General features: G+C 75.8%; 19 protein-coding genes. 12 read left to right on the top strand and 7 right to left on the bottom strand.

Annotated features, from left to right (window positions below):
• Positions 1 to 125: 125 nt before the first annotated feature.
• Positions 126 to 518, top strand: coding sequence for an SCO5389 family protein (locus ACGF5C_RS08855; protein WP_393298517.1), 393 nt, complete (start codon positions 126 to 128; stop codon positions 516 to 518).
• Between the two features lie 85 nt (positions 519 to 603).
• On the opposite strand, the gene ACGF5C_RS08850 is transcribed toward ACGF5C_RS08855, so the two are convergent.
• Both ACGF5C_RS08850 and ACGF5C_RS08845 read right to left on the bottom strand, forming a co-directional pair.
• The gene (locus ACGF5C_RS08850; RefSeq protein ID WP_393298515.1) at positions 604 to 1,701 is read right to left on the bottom strand and encodes a hypothetical protein; all 1,098 of its coding nucleotides are present in this window, start codon (positions 1,699 to 1,701) and stop codon (positions 604 to 606) included.
• A complete protein-coding gene (locus ACGF5C_RS08845) occupies positions 1,593 to 2,780 on the bottom strand; it encodes a transporter substrate-binding domain-containing protein (protein WP_393298512.1) in 1,188 nt (395 codons plus the stop codon). The genes ACGF5C_RS08850 and ACGF5C_RS08845 overlap by 109 nt, the downstream gene beginning before the upstream one ends.
• Before the next feature lie 352 nt (positions 2,781 to 3,132).
• On the opposite strand from ACGF5C_RS08845, the gene ACGF5C_RS08840 reads away from it, so the two are divergent.
• Genes ACGF5C_RS08840 through ACGF5C_RS08825 form a run of 4 tightly spaced genes read left to right on the top strand, consistent with a single transcriptional unit; the run spans position 3,133 to position 6,243 of the window.
• Positions 3,133 to 3,561 carry a molybdopterin-binding protein gene (locus tag ACGF5C_RS08840; protein ID WP_393298509.1) on the top strand — a complete coding sequence of 143 codons (429 nt, stop codon included), beginning with the start codon at positions 3,133 to 3,135 and terminating at the stop codon, positions 3,559 to 3,561.
• A gap of 53 nt (positions 3,562 to 3,614) precedes the next feature.
• Complete coding sequence (gene modA / locus ACGF5C_RS08835; protein WP_393299136.1) at positions 3,615 to 4,373, top strand: molybdate ABC transporter substrate-binding protein; 759 nt, start codon at positions 3,615 to 3,617, stop codon at positions 4,371 to 4,373.
• A complete protein-coding gene (locus ACGF5C_RS08830) occupies positions 4,370 to 5,182 on the top strand; it encodes an ABC transporter permease (protein ID WP_393298506.1) in 813 nt (270 codons plus the stop codon). The genes modA and ACGF5C_RS08830 overlap by 4 nt, the downstream gene beginning before the upstream one ends.
• A complete protein-coding gene (locus ACGF5C_RS08825) occupies positions 5,179 to 6,243 on the top strand; it encodes an ABC transporter ATP-binding protein (RefSeq protein WP_393298503.1) in 1,065 nt (354 codons plus the stop codon). Before ACGF5C_RS08830 ends, ACGF5C_RS08825 begins: the two co-directional genes overlap by 4 nt.
• Before the next feature lie 108 nt (positions 6,244 to 6,351).
• On the opposite strand, the gene ACGF5C_RS08820 is transcribed toward ACGF5C_RS08825, so the two are convergent.
• Entirely contained in the window at positions 6,352 to 6,777 is a 426-nt protein-coding gene (locus tag ACGF5C_RS08820; protein ID WP_357701938.1) for a type II toxin-antitoxin system Phd/YefM family antitoxin, read from the bottom strand.
• A gap of 165 nt (positions 6,778 to 6,942) precedes the next feature.
• Here ACGF5C_RS08820 and ACGF5C_RS08815 point away from each other — a divergent pair, with 165 nt between their 5' ends.
• A complete protein-coding gene (locus ACGF5C_RS08815; protein ID WP_393298500.1) occupies positions 6,943 to 7,728 on the top strand; it encodes an RNA ligase family protein in 786 nt (261 codons plus the stop codon).
• A gap of 147 nt (positions 7,729 to 7,875) precedes the next feature.
• Positions 7,876 to 7,998: a hypothetical protein gene (locus ACGF5C_RS08810; protein ID WP_393298497.1), complete on the top strand. Its 123-nt coding sequence runs from the start codon at positions 7,876 to 7,878 to the stop codon at positions 7,996 to 7,998.
• Here ACGF5C_RS08810 and ACGF5C_RS08805 read toward each other — a convergent pair.
• Entirely contained in the window at positions 7,969 to 8,544 is a 576-nt protein-coding gene (locus ACGF5C_RS08805) for a GNAT family N-acetyltransferase (RefSeq protein ID WP_393298493.1), read from the bottom strand. The two genes, ACGF5C_RS08810 and ACGF5C_RS08805, sit on opposite strands and share 30 nt — an antisense overlap.
• A 78-nt stretch (positions 8,545 to 8,622) precedes the next feature.
• On the opposite strand from ACGF5C_RS08805, the gene ACGF5C_RS08800 reads away from it, so the two are divergent.
• The 3 genes from ACGF5C_RS08800 to ACGF5C_RS08790 are packed head-to-tail and all read left to right on the top strand — an operon-like array spanning position 8,623 to position 12,106.
• The gene (locus ACGF5C_RS08800) at positions 8,623 to 9,147 is read left to right on the top strand and encodes a PadR family transcriptional regulator (RefSeq protein ID WP_350707260.1); all 525 of its coding nucleotides are present in this window, start codon (positions 8,623 to 8,625) and stop codon (positions 9,145 to 9,147) included.
• The gene (locus tag ACGF5C_RS08795; protein WP_393298489.1) at positions 9,144 to 9,824 is read left to right on the top strand and encodes an ABC transporter ATP-binding protein; all 681 of its coding nucleotides are present in this window, start codon (positions 9,144 to 9,146) and stop codon (positions 9,822 to 9,824) included. The genes ACGF5C_RS08800 and ACGF5C_RS08795 overlap by 4 nt, the downstream gene beginning before the upstream one ends.
• Entirely contained in the window at positions 9,821 to 12,106 is a 2,286-nt protein-coding gene (locus ACGF5C_RS08790) for an FtsX-like permease family protein (RefSeq protein ID WP_393298486.1), read from the top strand. The genes ACGF5C_RS08795 and ACGF5C_RS08790 overlap by 4 nt, the downstream gene beginning before the upstream one ends.
• 26 nt (positions 12,107 to 12,132) lie before the next feature.
• On the opposite strand, the gene ACGF5C_RS08785 is transcribed toward ACGF5C_RS08790, so the two are convergent.
• The 3 genes from ACGF5C_RS08785 to ACGF5C_RS08775 form a co-directional block, all read right to left on the bottom strand.
• Positions 12,133 to 13,290: a (Fe-S)-binding protein gene (locus tag ACGF5C_RS08785; RefSeq protein WP_393298483.1), complete on the bottom strand. Its 1,158-nt coding sequence runs from the start codon at positions 13,288 to 13,290 to the stop codon at positions 12,133 to 12,135.
• A complete protein-coding gene (locus ACGF5C_RS08780; protein ID WP_393298480.1) occupies positions 13,287 to 14,672 on the bottom strand; it encodes an FAD-binding oxidoreductase in 1,386 nt (461 codons plus the stop codon). Before ACGF5C_RS08780 ends, ACGF5C_RS08785 begins: the two co-directional genes overlap by 4 nt.
• Before the next feature lie 123 nt (positions 14,673 to 14,795).
• Complete coding sequence (locus ACGF5C_RS08775; RefSeq protein ID WP_393298477.1) at positions 14,796 to 16,055, bottom strand: hypothetical protein; 1,260 nt, start codon at positions 16,053 to 16,055, stop codon at positions 14,796 to 14,798.
• 230 nt (positions 16,056 to 16,285) lie between these two features.
• Between ACGF5C_RS08775 and ACGF5C_RS08770 the strand changes: the two genes are divergently transcribed.
• Both ACGF5C_RS08770 and ACGF5C_RS08765 read left to right on the top strand, forming a co-directional pair.
• A complete protein-coding gene (locus tag ACGF5C_RS08770) occupies positions 16,286 to 17,839 on the top strand; it encodes an NAD(P)/FAD-dependent oxidoreductase (RefSeq protein WP_393298474.1) in 1,554 nt (517 codons plus the stop codon).
• Positions 17,840 to 18,037: 198 nt separating this feature from the next.
• Positions 18,038 to 18,523, top strand: a complete 486-nt coding sequence (locus ACGF5C_RS08765; RefSeq protein WP_393298471.1) for a GNAT family N-acetyltransferase — start codon at positions 18,038 to 18,040, stop codon at positions 18,521 to 18,523.
• The last annotated feature ends 79 nt before the right edge of the window (positions 18,524 to 18,602 follow it).

Genomic DNA, 18,602 nt, shown 5'->3' with positions numbered 1-18,602 from the left:
GGCACGTCACGCTGTGTCGCCACGGCGCGCCTGTCGGTGCTTGACGGGGCGTCGCCGCCCGTGGTCTGCTCGACACGAGTCGGTAATGGCAATCGTAGTCATTATCAGTGAACCCGAGGAGAAGCATGTCTCTCACCGTCTCCCCCGCCCTGCTCGACGCCGCCGAGCGCGGTCCCGTCGACGACACCGAGTTCATCGCCTGCGTCCGCGACTCGCTGCCGTACGCCTGGCAGACCGTCAGTCGGGTGGTCGACGAGCTGGAGTCCACCGGCACGGACCACGCCGACAACGTGATCCCGCCGCCCACCGACGCCGAGCGCGGCCAACTGCTGCGGGCGCTCGCCAGCGACGCCATCCGGGCCGGGCTGGAGCGGCACTTCCAGGTGAAGCTCGCGTTCCAGAACTGCCACCGGGTCGCCGCGTTCCGCCCGGCGGCAGTCGACTCCGACGCCTACCGGCGGTTCGTCTCCGCCCGGGGCCAGCTGCTCAACCAGTCCCCCGAGCTGCGCAACTGCTGACCCGCCCGGTCGCGGCCACGGGCGGGACGGGACGCCGTTCCGCCCGCCGGTCGACGGACAGGCCGCGGACGCGGCCCGCGTTGGGTCAGCGGGGGCCCGGGGAGGGCGGGGCGGCGGGACCGGGGGCCGGCAGGCGGCCGAGGCAGCGCGGGTCCGGCCGGCCCACCGGCTGCCGGGGGATCATCCAGTCCAGCGCCGTCTCCTCCACGTGCCAGCCGTACACGTCGACCCGGCTGACCGGGATCCGCCCGGGGTCGGGGCAGAGCCGCTGGCCGCGTACCAGGTCGTTGGGCAGGAAGCGCACCTCGCCCCGCCCGTCGAGCACGATCGTCATCCGGTCGGTGACGGTGACCGCCTGGCCGCGTACCACCTCCCGGGCCGGGCCCGACTCGGCGCCGACCTCCACGGCGACGGCGGGCAGCAACGGGACCCGCAGGAAGACCACGCCCATCACCAGCGGCACCACCGCCGCCACCGCGTACGCCAGGGTGCGGGTCAGCGCCGGGGCGACCGGGCGCGGCACCGGGCCGGTGAGCACCGCCGCCCCCAGCGGCGGCACGACCAGCAGCAGGGCCGTGGCCAGCTCCCCGTGCCGGGCGGCGGCCACGACGGCCGGCGCCAGGCAGGCGTAGCTCGCGGCCCCCGCGACGACGGGCAGCACCAGGCCGGTGACCAGGAGCCGGCGGGGCCGGTCCGGGTGGCGCAGCCGGGTCCGCAGCGCCAGCAGCCCGAGGGCGAGCATCAACAGCAGCGGCAGAAACCGCAACTGCCAGGTGAGGGCGGCCAGCGCGATCGCCGCCACCAGGACCCAGCCGGGGGTACGCACGGTGCCGTAGGCGAGCAGCGAGCGTTCGGGGTCGAACCGGTCAGGCGCGCTGACCTGGAGCAGCCGGCCGAGGGCGGCCAGCACCAGCACGACGAGCGGGAACGCCCACACCAGCGCGATCAGCAGGGCGCTGAGCAGCCCGAGCGGGCTGACGTACTGCACCAGCAGCAGCATCGTCGGCATGTCCTGCCGGCTCAGCCGCCACAGCCGCAGCACGAGCAGCAGCACCGGGAACGCGGGCAACAGCGTCAGCAGCCACTGCTGCGCCTGTTGCGCCTGCTTCGTTCCCGGGCGGCGGTCCGGACGCCCGACGGCGGCCGGCTCGGAGACGGCAGCGCCCACCTCTCCCACGGCCACTGCCGCACCTCCACCTTCTCCTCGGGCTCCGGCTGCCGGCCGACCGCCACCTGCTGCGGGTTGCTGTACTGCTGCTCCGAGGCCAGATAGCGGTCGAACGCCGCCTTCCACCGATCGCCGTCCGGGCCCTTCGCGGACTGGTAGAGGGAGAGGTTGACGAGGTCCCGCATCGCCGGGTTGGGCCCCGTGTTCACCCCCCACTTCTCTGCCGCGTCCGCGCCGATGTCCCAGTGCCGCAGCTCCGTACGCCGCAGCAGCTTCGTCGCCGGCGGCAGCTCGCCGGGCGGACGCGGGCCCACGAAGCCGGCCAGGATCGCCGCGTCGGTGGTGACGGCGTCGACCTCACCGTCGTAGAGCGCCTGGACGCACTGGCTGATCCGGTTGCGACCGATCGGGTTCGCGCCCGCCTCGCGCAGGCGCTGCTCCGACGTGGACGTCCCCAGCGTGCAGACCTTCGCCTTGTCGAGGTCCCGCAGGCTGGCGACCTGCCGGCGGTCGGACGCCCGCGTCAGCACCGACTGCTCGGTCTCCAGGTAGGGGAAGGAGAAGACCACGCCCTGGTCCCGGCGCTCCTCGGTGATGCTGTAGGAGGCGATGACCAGGTCGACCGTGACGAAGCTGCCGTCGGTGTCGCGGGCCTGCCGTCGGGCCCGGTCCTCGCTCTCGATCGGCAGCAGCGTCACCTCCGGCGCGTCGAAGCCCAGGTCCTCGGCGATCATGTAGGCGATGTCGATGTCGAAGCCCTCGAACGCGCCGTTCTCCAGCTTCTGCGCCACCCCGGGCTGGTCGTCCTTCACCCCGATGAGCAGCCTGTCGCGGTTGGTCAGCCCGGCCCGCTCGCGCAGCTCGTCCCAGGTGGGCGGGCCGCTGGCGACGATCACCCGCACCGCGGCGACCGCGACCACCACCAGCAGGAGCAGCAGCGCCGCCAGGCGCACCTGCCTGGACCGCGACACGCCACCGGACGCCGCCGCCACGGCCGGCAGTCCCGGCGAGTCGCTGCCGGTCTCCTTGTCCTGACCCAACTCGGCCTCCCGGTCGCCGCCCGCGCGAGCCCTCCATTGTGGTCCACGCCGCACCGCCGCGACAGTACGGAAAGCGACCGGCACGGTCCGTGTCGACACCCCGGCCGAATCGCGCCCGCGTCGCCGGCCGGCCCCGGCCCGCACCCGTTTATCCGACCCGCCCTGCCGCGACGGCCCGTGGCGCCGGCCCGTCGGCGGCGGCGCCCGTGCCGCCGGCCGACCCCGCCGTGCGTCGACGTCGCCCGCCCCGGCGGCGTCCACCCCCGACGCATGCCGCCTTCCCGCATGCCGACCGCACGATGCGTGCCGCCTCCCGCGAACGCCAGGGCCAGCCGCACAGGGGACGGCATTCGCGAGGGTCAAGGGGGCTGACCCATCGCATCTGCCGGATGGTTAGGATGGGCCGGTGACGACGTTCCGCATCGGCGAGGCGGCCGAGTTGCTCGGGGTCAGCGCCGACACCGTGCGCCGGTGGGTGGACGCCGGCCGGCTCACCGCCGGCCGCGACGAGCACGGGCACCGGGTGATCGACGGGGTCGACCTCGCCGCGTTCGCGCGCGGGCAGGCCGCCGACCCCGACGAGCGGTCGGACTCCTCCTCGGCCCGCAACCGGCTGCGCGGCATCGTGGTCAACGTCGTCAAGGACACCGTCATGGCGCAGGTCGACATCCAGGCCGGGCCGTTCCGGATCGTCTCGCTGATGAGCCGGGAGGCCGTCGACGAGCTGGACCTGCGGGTCGGCTCGCTGGCCGTCGCGGTGATCAAGTCGACCACGGTGGTGGTGGAACGGGCCACCACCCCGGCCAGCAGCGGCAGAGGGAGGCAGACGTCGTGACGGCGACATCTCGGCCACGGCCCGGACGCCCGGGCCGGCGCTGGCCGCGTACGGTGGCGACGGTGCTCGCCCTCGCGGGCCTGGCGGGCTGCGGCGGCGGCTCGGCCGCCGGGGGCCCGGCCGGCGGCACGGGCGTCGGCGGCACGGTGACGGTGTTCGCCGCGGCCTCGCTGACCGAGTCGTTCACCCGGCTCGGCCGGGACTTCGAGGCGGCCCACCCGGGCACCACCGTGGTCTTCAACTTCGCCGGCAGCTCGGCCCTGGCCGCCCAGATCAACCAGGGCGCGCCGGCCGACGTGTTCGCCGCGGCGGCGACGCGGAACATGGCCACGGTCACCGAGGCCGGCAACGCCGACGGCGACCCCGCCATCTTCGCCCGCAACCAGCTCGTCGTCGCCGTGCCGAAGGGCAACCCGCGCGGCGTGACCGGGCTGGCCGACCTGACCCGCCCCGGGCTGACCGTCGCGCTCTGCGCCGAGCAGGTGCCCTGCGGCGCGGCGGCGCGCACGGCGCTCGACGCCGCCTCGGTCAGCCTCACCCCGGTCACCCTGGAGCAGGACGTCCGGGGCGCGCTGTCGAAGGTGCGCCTCGGCGAGGTCGACGCGGCCCTCGTCTACCGCACGGACGCGCTGGCCGCCGCGGCCGACGTGACCGCCGTCGAGTTCCCCGAGTCCGCCCGCGCCGTCAACGACTACCCGATCGTGGCGCTGCGGGACGCGCCCAACCGGGACGGCGGGCGGGCCTTCGTCGCGTACGTCCGCTCGGAGCGGGGGCGGACGGCGCTCACCGGGGCCGGCTTCCAGGCACCGTGAGTCGTACCGACGGCGTGCGGCGACGGCGGAGCGCCGGGGCGCCGGTCGCGCTGCTGCTGCCGGCCGTGCTCGGCCTCGCGTTCCTCGTCCTGCCGCTGGTCGGGCTGCTGGCCCGTACGCCGTGGGCCACCCTGCCGCAGCGGCTCACCGAGCCGGGCGTGCTCACCGCGCTGCGGCTGTCCCTGCTGACCGCCACCCTCGCCACCCTGCTCTGCCTCCTGCTCGGGGTGCCGCTGGCGTGGCTGCTGGCCCGCGTCGAGTTCCCCGGCCGCCGCCTGGTACGCGCCCTCGTCACCGTGCCGCTGGTGCTGCCGCCCGTGGTCGGCGGGGTGGCGCTGCTGCTGGTCTTCGGCCGGCGGGGCCTGCTCGGCGGCTGGCTCGACGCGACCTTCGGGATCACCCTGCCGTTCACCACCGCCGGCGTCGTGCTGGCCGAGGCGTTCGTCGCGATGCCGTTCCTCGTCATCGCCGTCGAGGGCGCGCTGCGCGGCGCGGACCGCCGGTACGAGGAGGCGGCGGCGACCCTCGGCGCGGGCCGATGGACGACGTTCACCCACGTCACCCTGCCCCTGGTGGCCCCCGGCCTGGCCGCCGGGGCGGTGCTGTGCTGGGCCCGGGCGCTCGGCGAGTTCGGTGCCACCATCACCTTCGCGGGCAACTATCCCGGCCGGACGCAGACCATGCCGCTGGCGGTCTACCTGGCGCTGGAGACGGACGTGCAGGCCGCCGTGGTGCTCAGCCTCGTCCTGCTCACCGTCTCGGTGGCCATCCTGGCCGGGCTGCGCGACCGCTGGATCACCAGCCCGTGAGCGCGCCCCTGCTCGACGCCCACCTCGTCGTGGACCGGGGCGGATTCCGCCTCGACGTGCCGCTGCGGGCCGCCGCCGGCGAGGTCGTCGCGCTGCTCGGCCCCAACGGCGCGGGCAAGACCACCGCGCTGCGGGCCCTCGCGGGCCTGCTCCCGCTGACCGCCGGCCACCTCACCCTCGACGGCGTCGACCTGGACCGGCCGGCGCGGCGCGCCTGGACGCCGACGGAGCGCCGACCCGTCGGCGTGGTGTTCCAGGACTACCTGCTCTTCCCGCACCTCACGGCCCTGGACAACGTGGCGTTCGGGCCGCGGCGGCACGGCGCCGACCGGCGCGCCGCCCGGGAGACCGCCCGCGCCTGGCTCGACCGGGTCGGCCTGGCCGAGCACGCCCACCGCCGGCCCCGGCAGCTCTCCGGCGGGCAGGCGCAGCGGGTGGCGCTGGCCCGCGCGCTCGCCGTCGCGCCGGCGCTGCTGCTGCTGGACGAGCCGCTCGCCGCCCTCGACGCGCGCACCAAGCTGGACACCCGGGCCGAGCTGCACCGGCACCTCGCCGCGCACCCGGGGGCCACCCTGCTGGTGACCCACGATCCGCTGGACGCCCTGGTGCTGGCCGACCGGCTGGTGATCGTCGAGGAGGGGCGGGTGGTGCAGGAGGGCGACGCCGCGACGGTCACCGCGCGGCCCCGCACCGACTACGTGGCCCGGCTGGTCGGGCTGAACCTGCACCGGGGCCGCGCCGACGGGCACCGCGTCCGGGTCGCCGACGGGCTGACCCTCACCGTCGCCGACCGGATCGACGGGGACGCGTTCGTCGCCTTCCGGCCGTCGGCGGTGGCCCTGCACCCGGCCCGGCCGGAGGGCAGCCCGCGCAACACCTGGGCGGCGACCGTGGTCGGGGTGCAGCGGCACGGCGACAACCTGCGGGTGCGGCTCGACGGGCCGATCGGGGTGGCGGCGGACGTCACGCCGGCCGCCGCCGCCCAGCTCCGGTTGGCTCCCGGGCAGCCGGTCTGGGCCGCGGTCAAGGCGGCGGAGACCCACGCGTACCCGGCCGTCTGACGCCACCACGGCGCGGGTCTGCGGCGACGGGCCCGCCGCTGCCGTCAGGGCGCGGTCGCGCGGCAACCGGGCCGTCCGGCTGGCGAGGGCCCGGGGCGAGCGCACTCGTCAGGGCGCGGGGTCGGCGGCCAGCAGGTCGGCGTGGGCGGCGCGCAGCCTGGCGAGGTCGGGGTCGCTGCCCGGCCGGACGCGGCGGTCGAGCTCGGCCCACGCCTCGGCGAGGGCGGCGGTGACCGCGCGCAGCTCGGCGGAGTGCCGCCGGCTGCTGCGCCGGTGCGCCTCGTCGAGCCGGCGGGCCCAGCCGGCGGTCACGGCGGCGAGGCGGTCCGCGTCGGCGCGGGCCTGGGCGGCCGTGCGGGCGGCGGCGGCCGGCACGATCGCCGCGACCGGTCGGGGATCGCCGTCACGGGTGACGACGGTGACGGCGTCGGTCAGCTCGGCCAGCGCGACGAGCTGGGTGAACCGGGTGCGCGCCTCGCGCAGCGGCACCGAACGCGGCTGGTCGGTGTGCGGGGTGAGAGCGGGGACAGCCATGGATGGATGGTCGCCGTCGGGTACGACATTTCCGCCCGTCGACGGTCCAGGATGGACACGGCGGGCCGAAAATTGCCGCGAGGCGTCCCGGCGCGGGCGGTTACGCTGCCCGCCCAGCGCCGCGTCGCAGCCCGGTGCGGCGGAGCTGCCACCCAGGAGGAAGCCGTGTCCAGCCTCGACGTCCGGACGGTCGACCTGCGGGCGATCAACTCGCTGACCAAGTACCCGTCGATCCCGACCTACCACGCCCTCGACCCCCGCGACGGCGGGCTGCTGGCGGAGTGCGTCGAGTTCACCGGGCCGGCCACCCTCACCGAGAAGATCGACGGGACGAACGCCCGGATCGTCGTGCTGCCCGACGGCGCGTACCTGATCGGCAGCCGGGAGGAGCTGCTGTACGCGCGGGGCGACCTGATCGGCAACCCGGCGCTCGGCATCGTCGACGCGCTGCGCGACGTGGCCGAGCGGCTGACCGGCGCGGCGGCCGACGACCGGGTCATGGTCCTCTACCTCGAGGTGTACGGCGGCAAGATGACCGCCGCCTCCCGGCACTACACCTCCAGTCGGCAGGTCGGGCACCGGCTGTTCGACGTGGCGGTGCTGGACGACCCCGCGCCGATGCTCTCCTGGGCAACCCAGCGGATCTCGGCCTGGCGCGACGGCGGCGGCCAGCGCTTCCTCGGCGAGGCCGACCTCGTCGCGCGGGCCGACGCGCTGGGCCTGGCGACCGTGCCCCGCCTCGCCACCGTCGCCGCAGGGGAACTGCCCCGCGAGATCGACAAGACCCACACGTTCCTCGTCGACCACCTGCCGCGGACCACGGTGGCCCTGGACGGGCCGGCCGGCCGGTCCGAGGGGCTGGTGCTCCGCACGGCGGACCGCTCGGTCATCGCCAAGGCGCGGTTCCAGGACTACGAGCGCACGCTGAGGCGCCGCGAGGGCCGGCGCTGACCCCGGGTCGGCGGCGCGCCGCCGACCCGGCCCCGCCGCAACTCGCTTGCACGGCGCAGCTGCGCCTCGACGTCGCGCCCCTGCTGGGCCGGCTGTCGCTGGAACAGCTGGAACCTGCGCCGCTCACCTCGGCGATCGTGGCCCGGCGTGCCCGGCGGATTCCTCGGCACCCGGTCCGGCCGCGAGAGCGCGTACGCGAAGCTGCTGGTGCGCGCGCTGGGGCCGGACCGGGTGCCCCGCTCACTCGACGCGGTGCTCGCCCACGTCTGACCGGCGGGCCCGCCACTCGGGCGCCAGCACCGACCACACCTGAAGGTCGATCCGCCCGTCCGGGCCGGGATAGACCTCGCGCAGCGTCCCGTCGTGGCGCATGCCCAGCCGCTTGGCGGTGGCGATGCTGCGGGCGTTGCGGGCGTTGGTGCGCCACTCGACCCGGTGGATGCCCCGCTCCTCGACGGCCCAGTCGACGATCCGCTCCACCGCCCGGCTGACCAGCCCGTGGCCCTCGGCGGCGGGCTCCAGCCAGCAGCCCGCCTCGCAGACGCCCCTCGCCGTGTCGAACGAGACGAGCATGACCCCGCCGACCAGCGTGCCCTGCCGCCACAGGCCCCAGATGCCACCCGCGTCGCGCGCCCACCGGTCGGCGGCGCGCTGGAGCACGGCCCGGGCGGAGTCGAGGTCGGTGGCCACGAACGACGACGGCACCCAGGGCGCGATGTGCACGCGGGCCCGGTCCAGGTGGGCGAGGAACTCCTCGGCCCGCCAGGGTTCGAGGGGACGCATCTCGACGTCCTCGGTCAGGGACAGGGCGAACACGCGACCTCCCATGCGACGGATACCGCCACACCTTACCGGTATACACACCGCGTATACATGATGTGTATAGTGCCCGTCATGTCGATCGGACAGACCTTCCTCGGCCTGCTGGAGGCCACCCCCCGCCACGGCTACGACATCAAACGCCTCTACGACGAGCGCTTCGGCCACGCCCGCCCGCTCGCGTACGGGCAGGTCTACGCCACCCTCTCTCGCCTGCTGCGCAGCGGCCTGGTGGAGGTGGAGGCGGTCGAGCCCGGCGAGGGCCCGGAGCGCAAGCGGTACGCGATCACCGAAGCCGGCGTCACCGACGTCGGGCAGTGGCTGGCCCGGGCGGAGAAGCCCGAGCCGTACCTGCAGAGCATCCTCTACACCAAGGTGGTGCTGGCCCTGCTGACCGGCCGCTCCGCCGCCGACCTCCTCGACGTGCAGCGCGGCGAGCACCTGCGGATGATGCGCGAGCTGACCCGCCGCAAGCGCGACGGCGACCTCGCCGAGCAGTTGATCTGCGACCACGCACTGTTCCACCTGGAGGCCGACCTGCGCTGGCTGGAGCTGACCGCCGCCCGTCTCGACGACCTCGCCGCGGCGGTCCGGTCGTGACCGCGCCGCTGCTGGTCGCCGAGGACCTGCACCGCTCGTTCGGCCCCACCCGGGCGCTCGCCGGCGCCAGCCTGCGCGTCCACGAGGGCGAGGTGCTCGCCGTGATGGGCTCCTCGGGCTCCGGCAAGTCCACCCTGCTGCACTGCCTCGCCGGCATCGTCCGGCCCGACTCCGGCCGGGTGCTCTTCGCCGGCCGTGACCTCGCGACCCTCACCGACGCCGAGCGCAGCGCCCTGCGCCGGGAGTCGTTCGGCTTCGTCTTCCAGTTCGGCCAGCTCGTGCCGGAACTGACCTGCATGGAGAACGTGGCGCTGCCGCTGCGGCTGGACCGGGTCGGCCGCCGCGAGGCGGAGCGCCGGGCCGCCGAGTGGCTGGACCGCCTGGAGGTCGCCGAGGTGGCCGGCAAGCGGCCCGGCGAGGTCTCGGGCGGGCAGGGGCAGCGGGTGGCGGTCGCCCGGGCGCTGGTCACCCGCCCCCGGGTGGTCTTCGCCGACGAGCCGACCGGCGCGCTGGACTCGCTCAACGGCGAGCGGGTGATGCGGCTGCTCACCGCTGCCGCCCGGGAGACTGGCGCGGCGGTGGTGCTGGTGACGCACGAGGCGCGGGTCGCCGCGTACTCCGATCGGGAGGTGGTGGTGCGCGACGGCCGCACCCGCGACCTGGAGGTCGTGGCGTGACGCGGCTGCGCCACGGCGCGGCCGACCTGGCCATGGGCGCCCGGATGGTGCTGACCGGCGGCCGGGACGGCTGGCTGCGCACGGTGCTGACGGCGGTCGGCGTGGGGGTCGGGGTGGCGATGCTGCTGCTCGCCGCCGCGGTGCCCGGCGCGCTGGACGCCCGCGAGGCGCGCGGCGACGCCCGCGACGACCTGCGGATGGGTGAAGCGATCCCGGCCGCCGCCGCGGACACGCTGCTGCTCCGGCAGGTCGACACCGAGTTCCGGGGGCAGCCCGTGCGGGGCCGGATGGTGCAGGCCGAGGGGCCGGCCGCCCCGGCGCCGCCGGGGGTGGCGACGCTGCCCCGCGCGGGCGAGGTCGTGGTCTCCCCCGCGCTGCGCGACCTGCTCGACTCCGCCGACGGCGCGCTGTTCGCGCCCCGGCTGGGCGGGGCCCGGGTCACCGGGATCATCGGCGACGAGGGCCTGGCCGGCCCCCGGGAGCTGGCCTTCTACCTGGGCAGCGACCGGCTGACCGTGGCGGACGGCGCGACCCGGCTGGACGCGTTCGGCGGCGGGCTGCCCGGCGAGGGCCTCGGTCCCGTGCTGATGGTGCTGGTGGTCGTCATCTTCGTCGTCCTGCTGCTGCCCATCGCCGTCTTCCTCGGCGCGGCGGTGCGGTTCGGCGGCGAACGCCGCGACCGGCGGCTGGCCGCGCTGCGGCTGGTGGGCGCGGACGCCGCGATGCTCCGGCGGATCGCCGGCGGGGAGGCGGCCGCCGCCGCGCTGCTCGGCGTCGCGGTCGGCGGCGCGCTCTTCGCGCTCGGCCGCCAGGTGGTGCCGCTGGTCACCCTGATGGACCTCAGCGTGTACGCCGCGGACGTGCGCCCACCGCTGCCCCTGGTCGCCGCCGTGGTGGTGGCGGTGCCAGCGCTCGCCGCCGTGGTGACCCTGGTGGCCATGCGCACCGTGCTGGTCGAGCCGCTGGGGGTGACCCGGCGGGCGACGCCGGTGCGCCGCCGGCTGGCGTGGCGGCTGCTGCTGCCGGCGGCCGGGCTCGGCCTGCTGCTGCCCGGCGCCGCCGGTGTCGCGCCGCTGGGCACCGAGCGGCAGACGGCGGCCGGCGCGGTGCTGCTGCTGATCGGCGTGGTCACCCTGCTGCCCTGGCTGACGGACCTGCTGGTACGCCGGCTGCGCGGCGGTCCCGTGCCGTGGCAGCTCGCGGTGCGCCGCATCCAGCTCGACAGCGCCGCCTCGACGCGCCTGGTCAACGGCATCGCGGTCGCGGTGGCGGGCACCATCGGGCTCCAGATGCTCTTCGCCGGCGTCTCCAACCAGTTCACCGTCGACACCGGGCAGGACACCACCCGGGCCCAGGTCCTGGTGGAGTTCGCCGCCCGCCCCGACGCCGCCGCGGCGCTGGACCGGCTGGCCGTCACGCCCGGCGTGAGCGGCAGCAACGGCACCCTGCGGACCGTCGTCGGGGTCGCGGGCGGCGGCACGCTCGCCGACCTGCGGATCGGCGACTGCGCCGCGCTGGCCGAGTTCGCCCGGCTCGACCGGTGCGCCGACGGCGACGTCTTCCTGGTCCGCGACGCCACGGCACCGCAGGCGGACATCCGGCCGGGTGCCACCGTCACGGTGCCGGGCGTCGACGGGTCGGCCTGGCAGGTGCCCCGGGACGCCCGGGAGGCGCCGATCCGCCCCGACCCCGTCGGCCGCGCGCAGACCAGGGTGCTGGCCACCCCCGGCGCGGTCGACGCCGCCCGGCTGGGCCCGCTGAACGCGGACGCGTACCTGCGGCTCGCGGCCGACCGGCCGGACGCGCTGGAGCACGTCCGCAACGTCGCCGCCGGGGCCGACCCGTTCGCCTCGGTACTCACCCTCACCGGGACCACGCGGAACACCCAGTTCGTCAACATCCAACGCGGTCTCTACGTCGGCGCGGCGGTCGCCCTGCTGCTGATCGGGGCCAGCATGCTGGTCGGCGTGCTGGAACAGCTGCGGGAACGCCGCCGCCTCCTGGCGATGCTGGTCGCGGTGGGCACCCGGCGCGGCACGTTGAGCTGGTCGGTGCTGTGGCAGACGACCGTGCCCGTGGCGATCGGGCTCGTCCTGGCGGTGGTCTTCGGGCTGGCGCTCGGCGCGGTGCTGCTGCGGATGGTGCGGGCGCCGGTCACGGTCGCCTGGCCGGTGGTCGGCATCTCCACCGGGCTCGGCGCGGCGGTGGTGCTGCTGGTCACCGGGCTCAGCCTGCCGGCGCTGTGGCGGCTGACCCGGCCCGACGGCATCCGCACCGAGTGAGGCCGCGAGCCGGCGTCCGACCCCGCTCAGTCGGGTCGGGACGCCGGCTCGACGCGGGTGAGCAGCTCGGCCAGGTGCACGGCCCGGACGGGGGATCGGCGACGGCGCAGCCCGGTGCGCAGCTGCCGCAGGCAGCCCGGGTTGACGGCCACCACCAGGTCGACCCCGGCGGCCTCGATCTCGTCGAGCTTCGCGTCCAGGATCCGCCGCGACTCCTTCGGCCGCAGCAGTGAGTACGTGCCGGCGGCGCCGCAGCAGGTGGCCGCCGAGGGCAGCTCCACGTAGTCGGCGACCTGGCGCAGCAGCGCCCGCGGCTCGGCGAAGACGCCGAGGCCGTTGCGCAGGTGGCAGGAGTCCTGGAGGGCGACCCGGGCGCGTCGGCCGGCCACCCGCAGCTCGGCGCCGGCGGGCCGCTCGGCGAGCCAGGTGGACAGCTCGCGCACCCGGTCCCGGCCGAGCACGGAGGCGAGGTGCGCCGCGCAGCCGCCGGAGGTGGTGACGATCGTGCCCGGCAGGTCCTCGCCGAGGCGCTCGGCCAGCCGCTCGCCGCCGGCCAGGTCGCCGTTGTGCGCGTGCAGCGCGCCGCAGCAGCCCTGCGCGGTGGGGGCGGCCAGCCCCGGGTCGAGTGCCCGGGCGGCCCGGCTGACCGCCGGGAACAGGCCCCGCTCGACGCAGCCCAGCATGAGCTGCGCGTCCGGCCCGCCGGCAGCACCGGGCTCGGGCGGCAGGGCGTCGGAAGCACCGGGCTCAGGCGGCAGGGCGTCGGAAGCACCGGGCTCGGGCGGCAGGGCGGCGGCCGGGCCGTGGGCGGCGCGGCGGACCAGGCCGAGCAGCCGCAGCACCCACCGCTGCTCGACCAGCAGCATCAGCGCGCGGGCCACCAGCGGCCGGCGCGGGCCGCGCCACTGGTGCACCCGCCACTGTTCCAGCAGGCTGCCGTACTCCACCCCGGCGGGGCAGACCGGCTCGCAGGCGCGGCAGCCCAGGCAGAACGAGGACTGCTCGGCGAGCGTGTCGTCGTCCGGGGGCAGGGTGCCGTCCTGCAGCGCCCGCATCAGCGTGATCCGACCGCGCGGCGAGGACGCCTCGTCGCCGGTCATCGCGTACGTGGGGCATGCCGGCAGGCAGAACCCGCAGGAGATGCAGCGGGACAGCTGCTCCGGGTTGAACACGTCGCCGGTCACGAGCCCAGCTTTCCGGGGTTGAGGACGCCCGCCGGGTCGAAGGCGCTCTTGATCCGGCGCAGCAGGGCGAGCTGGTCGTCGCCGAGCCGGGCGGCGAGGAACGGCAGCTTCGCTGCCCCCACCCCGTGCTCGCCGGTGATGGTGCCGCCGAGGTCGAGGGCGGCGGCGAAGACGTCCGCGAAGGCCGCCTCGGCCCGGCGTACCGCGTCGTGGTCCTCGGCGGAGTCGAGGACGCAGGTGGGGTGCAGGTTGCCGTCCCCGGCGTGGCCGAAGGTGGCGATGGCGACGTCGTGCCGGACGGCGATCGCGTCGATCCGGTCGACCATCTCGGCGATGCGCGGCCGGGGCACGGTGGCGTCCTCCAGGATCGTCACCCCGCCCCGGCGGGACAGCGCCGGCAGCGCGCAGCGGCGGGCGGCCAGCAGCGCCTCGGCCTGGGCGACCTCGCGGGCGGTGGTGACCTCCACCGCGCCGGCGTCGACGCAGGCCGCGCCGATCCGGTCGAGGTGGGAGGCGACCAGGTCCGGCGGGCCGTCGTCGCCGAAGAGCAGCAGCGCTCCCGCGTCGGCGCGCAGCCCCAGGTGGGCGAAGTCCTCCACCGCCGTGATGCAGGCCCGGTCGAGGAACTCCAGCGTCGCCGGCACCACGCCGGCCCGGATCACCCGGGCGACGGCCTCCCCCGCCTCGGCGAGCGTCGGGAAGTAGGCGACCCCGGTGTTGCTCGACGCGGGCGCGGGCAGCAGCGCCACCGTCGCCTCGGTGATCACCGCGAGGGTGCCCTCGGAGCCGGTGAGCAGCCGGGTCAGGTCGTAGCCGGCGACGTCCTTCCACAGCCGACCGCCGGTGCGGATCACCTCGCCGGTGGGCAGCACCGCCTCCAGGCCCAGCACGTAGTTGCGGGTCACCCCGTACTTCAGCCCGCGCAGCCCGCCGGCGCAGGTGGCGATGGTGCCGCCGACGGTGGCGACGGTGCGGCTGCCCGGGTCGGGCGCCCAGAGCAGGCCGCGCGCCGCGGCGGCGTCGGCCAGCGCGGCGCTGGTCACGCCGGGCTGCACCCGGGCCAGCAGCTCGTCGGCGCTGACCTCCAGGATCGCGTTCAGCCGGGTCAGCACCAGCACGATCCCGCCGTGCAGCGGCACGGTCGCGGCGCACAGGTTGGAGCCCGCGCCGCGCGGCACCACCGGCACCCCGTGCCGGGTGGCCAGGGCCAGCACGGCGGCGACCTCGGCGGTGTCGGCGGGGAACACCACCGCGTCGGGCCGGTGCGAGAAGAGCGGGGTTGCGTCCCGGGCGTACGCCACGAGGTCGCCGGCCGCGTCGTGCACGTGGGCCGGGCCGACGATGCCGCGCAGCTCGGCGAGGACGGTCGCGGACAGCGCCATGCCAGCCCTTCCCGGCGCGGTTCCGCGCCCGTAGCTTTTTGCCAGTTGCGACCTGACAGTCGGCGAAATTTTCAACCGATCATAGAGAGCCAGGCTCGTCAGGTGAAGACGGCACCGGGCCCGTCAGATGATGAAGTGGGTCCAGTAGGCGAGCCAGGTGACGAAGAGAGCGCCCTGGAGGAGGGCGAGGGCGGCGGTCAGCCAGGCGTCGGCGGTGGCGTGCCGGGCCCAACGGGCCAGCACCAGGCCCACCGGGAACGCGGCGAGCAGGTAGCGCAGCAGGCTCTTGTAGACCGGCGGCCCCATCGACAGCGGCACCAGGACCATGATCAACCCGTACGCGAGGTAGGGCAGCCCAAGGTGGCGGACGCCCGCTACCAGGACCACCAGCACCACGACGGCGAACCACACCCGCAGGGCGTCCCGCGGCGGCGTGCCCGTCAGGCCGTGCCACAGCACCGCCAGCGGGTTCTGCACGGAGATGCCCCAGCCCCTCTCCTGGGCGTGCTTGTAGGCGAACCAGTCGCCGCTCTGCCACCGGCAGAAGGCCATGAAGGCCAGCCAGCCGGGGGGCACCAGCACCAGCGGCCAACCGACGCGGAGGTACGTCCCCAGCGCACGCGGGCCCAGCCGGTAGCCGTGCTGCCGCAGCAGCACCAGGGCCAGCGGGAGCACCACGAAGAACCCGACCGAGCGGCTCAGCGACAGGAAGAACCCCACGACGCCCACGAGCAGCCAGCGCCGCCGCTCGGCGTAGTGGAAGGCGGCGAGCGCGAGGCAGAGGAAGAGCGACTCGGTCAGCGCCGCCTGGAACAGGAACGCGGCCGGCAGCAGCACCAGGTAGCGGACGAACCGGCGGGCCGCCGCGTCGTCGCCGAGCAGCCGCTCGCCCAGCCGGTGGGCGTAGTAGAGCATCAGCAGGAACGCGACGTTGGCGACGAGCAGCAGCGCCAGCGCGGTGTTGCCGCCCAGCAGCGGGGCCAGCGGCCGGGCCAGGAACGGATAGAGCAGCGGGAAGCCGAAGTCCCGCCACGGCTCGTCGAGCGAAAGCCGGGCCAGGTGGTCATAGAGAAACGAGTCCCAGGCGAACCAGAGCGAGACCGCGCGGTGCCCGGAGACCGCCCGCTGCTGCTCGCGCATCGTCGTCTCGTCCGGCGGCGGCGCCCACGGCACGTCGTCGAAGGCGCTCAACGCGAGCACCCCGACGAGGCTGAGCACGATCTTGGTGCCGAGGAAGACGCCGACGACGAACAGCCACGGCACCGGCACCCGGTCGGCGGCCCGCGCGGCGGCGCGCCGCAGGCCGTGGCCACGCCGGGCGAGCCGGGCGGGCAGGCGCCCGGCTCGCCGCCGCGCGTCCGCGACGGCCCGCCACCTGTCCATCACCGCGTCTCCCGATCCGGCCGCCAGAACGGTGCCACATCCCCGTTCCGGGGCGCTTGACACCTGTACGCGGCGCGCCGGCCCCGGCCGCCCGGCGGGGCGCTCGGGGCCGGGGTGGCCGCCCGGCCAGGTCGCCGGGCGGCGGAACCGGCATCCGGATCCGGGTGAGTTCGGGCCGATGCCGGGTAAGCGGGCCGCCTCCGGCAGGCGGAAGCAGGGAGCGGCAGGGCATGGACGAACAGCGCGGCACGGTGGTCATCGGCGCGGGACCGGCGGGCCTGACCGCGGCGTACGAGCTGCTCCGGCGGGGCGCCCCGGTCCGGGTGTTCGAGTCCGACGACGTGGTGGGCGGGATCAGCCGCACCGTCGAACGGGACGGGTGGCGCTTCGACATCGGCGGGCACCGGTTCTTCACCAAGGTCGCCCGGGTCGAGGAGTTCTGGCACGAGATCCTGCCCGACGAGGACTTCCTGCTGCGGCCCCGGATGAGCCGGATCTACTACCGGGGCGCGCTGTTCGACTACCCGCTGAGCGCCGCGAACGCCCTGCGCAACCTGGGCGTCCGGGAGGCGGCGCTGTGCCTGGGCTCGTACGCCCGGGCCCGGCTGCGCCCGCCGAAGGACCAGTCGCACTTCGAGGGCTGGGTCTCGGCCCGGTTCGGTTGGCGGCTGTACTCGATGTTCTTCAAGACGTACACCGAGAAGGTCTGGGGGATGCCGGCCGACCGGTTGCAGGCCGACTGGGCCGCGCAGCGGATCAAGAACCTGTCGCTGGCCAAGGCGGTGCGCAACGCCGTGCTGCCCCGGCGCAACCGCAAGGACGTGACCAGCCTGATCGAGGAGTTCCAGTATCCGAGGCTCGGCCCGGGGATGATGTGGGAACGCTGCGCCGAGGAGGTCCGCCGGCGCGGCGGCCGGGTGGAGACCGGCAGCTGGGTGACCGCCGTGCACCGCGACCCGACGCACCGCCGGGCGGTGGCGGTCACCGTCAACGGGGTGGGCGGGCAGCGGACCGAGCCCGCCGAGCACGTCGTCTCCTCGATGCCGATCTCGGAACTGGTGGCCGCGCTGCGCCCGGCCGCCCCGCCGGAGGTGCTGGCCGCCGCGGCCGACCTGCGGTACCGGGACTTCCTGACCGTCGCGCTCGTGGTGCCCGAGGAGTTCTCGTTCCCGGACAACTGGATCTACGTGCACGACCCGGCGGTCAGGGTCGGCCGGATCCAGAACTTCGGGTCGTGGTCGCCGTACCTGGTCAAGGACGGCCGCACCTGCCTGGGGCTGGAGTACTTCGTCTTCGAGGACGACGAGACCTGGCGTACGCCGGACGCCGACCTGGTCGCCGCCGCGACGGCCGAGCTGGAGCGGCTCGGCCTGGTCCGGCCGGGCGTCGTCGAGGCCGGGTACGTGGTGCGGATGCCGAAGGCCTACCCGGTCTACGACGAGCGCTACCAGCGCAACGTGGACGTGATCCGGGACTGGCTGGCGCGGGAGGTGCCGAACGTGCACCCGGTCGGCCGCAACGGCATGCACCGCTACAACAACCAGGACCACTCGATGCTCACGGCGATGCTGACCGCCGAGAACATCGCCTGCGGGACCCGCCACGACGTCTGGTCGGTCAACGTGGAGCAGGACTACCACGAGGAGTCGACGCGCGACGGGAACGGCCGCGGGGGCACCGGCCGGGACGCCCCCATCATGCCGGCCCGGCCCGATGCCCCGGCCGGCACCACGCTCGACGGCGCCCCCCGGCCCGAACGGCCGGCGCAGGTACGCCTCGGCTGAGCCGCCCGCCGCACGGCCGGGGGTGGACACGCACGGGCCGGGACGCCGGCGGGTCGACGGGACAGCCGGGCGGCGACCGCCGTACCGGCCTGGTCCGGCGGTGCCCGGCCGCGAGGCGTCGGCGACACGCTGTCGTGCGCGGTCCGGTCCCGCCGGAAACGCCTTGCCGACCCGGTGGCGGCCCCCTAGGGTGCCGGCGTGCTGATCCGCGAGTTCGACGAGGCCGACTGGGCCCAGGTGTGGCCGATCGTCCGTGAGGTGGTCCGGGCGCGGGAGACCTTCCCCTACGACCCGGAGATGACCGCCGAGCAGGCGTACGACATGTGGGTGGAGGCCGCGCCGGGCCGCACCGTGGTGGCGGTCGACGGCGACCGGGTGCTCGGCACCGCCAAGATGGGCAGCAACCGCCCCGGGCCGGGGTCGCACGTCTCCACCGCGAGCTTCATGGTCGACCGCGCGGCGCGCGGCCGGGGCGTGGGCACCGCGCTGTGCCGGCACGCGCTCGACTGGGCCCGCGACCGGGGGTACGCGGGCATGCAGTTCAACGCGGTGGTCGAGACGAACGCCTCGGCCGTCGAGCTGTACCGGCGCGAGGGCTTCGCCGTGGTCGGCACCGTGCCCGGCGCGTTCGCGCACCCCGCCCTCGGCCGGGTCGGCCTGCACGTGATGTACCGGGAGTTCTGACCCGGCGCCGCCCGGTCCACCGGGCGGCGCCCGAACCGCCGCTGTGCCGCCGCCGGGCCGCCGACCGTCAGGCCGCGGT

The organism is Micromonospora sp. NPDC047620 (genome assembly GCF_043205005.1).
Taxonomy (GTDB): Bacteria; Actinomycetota; Actinomycetes; order Mycobacteriales; family Micromonosporaceae; genus Micromonospora.
Note: the sequence above shows the minus strand (reverse complement) of the source record. Positions and strands in the feature narration are given on the sequence as shown.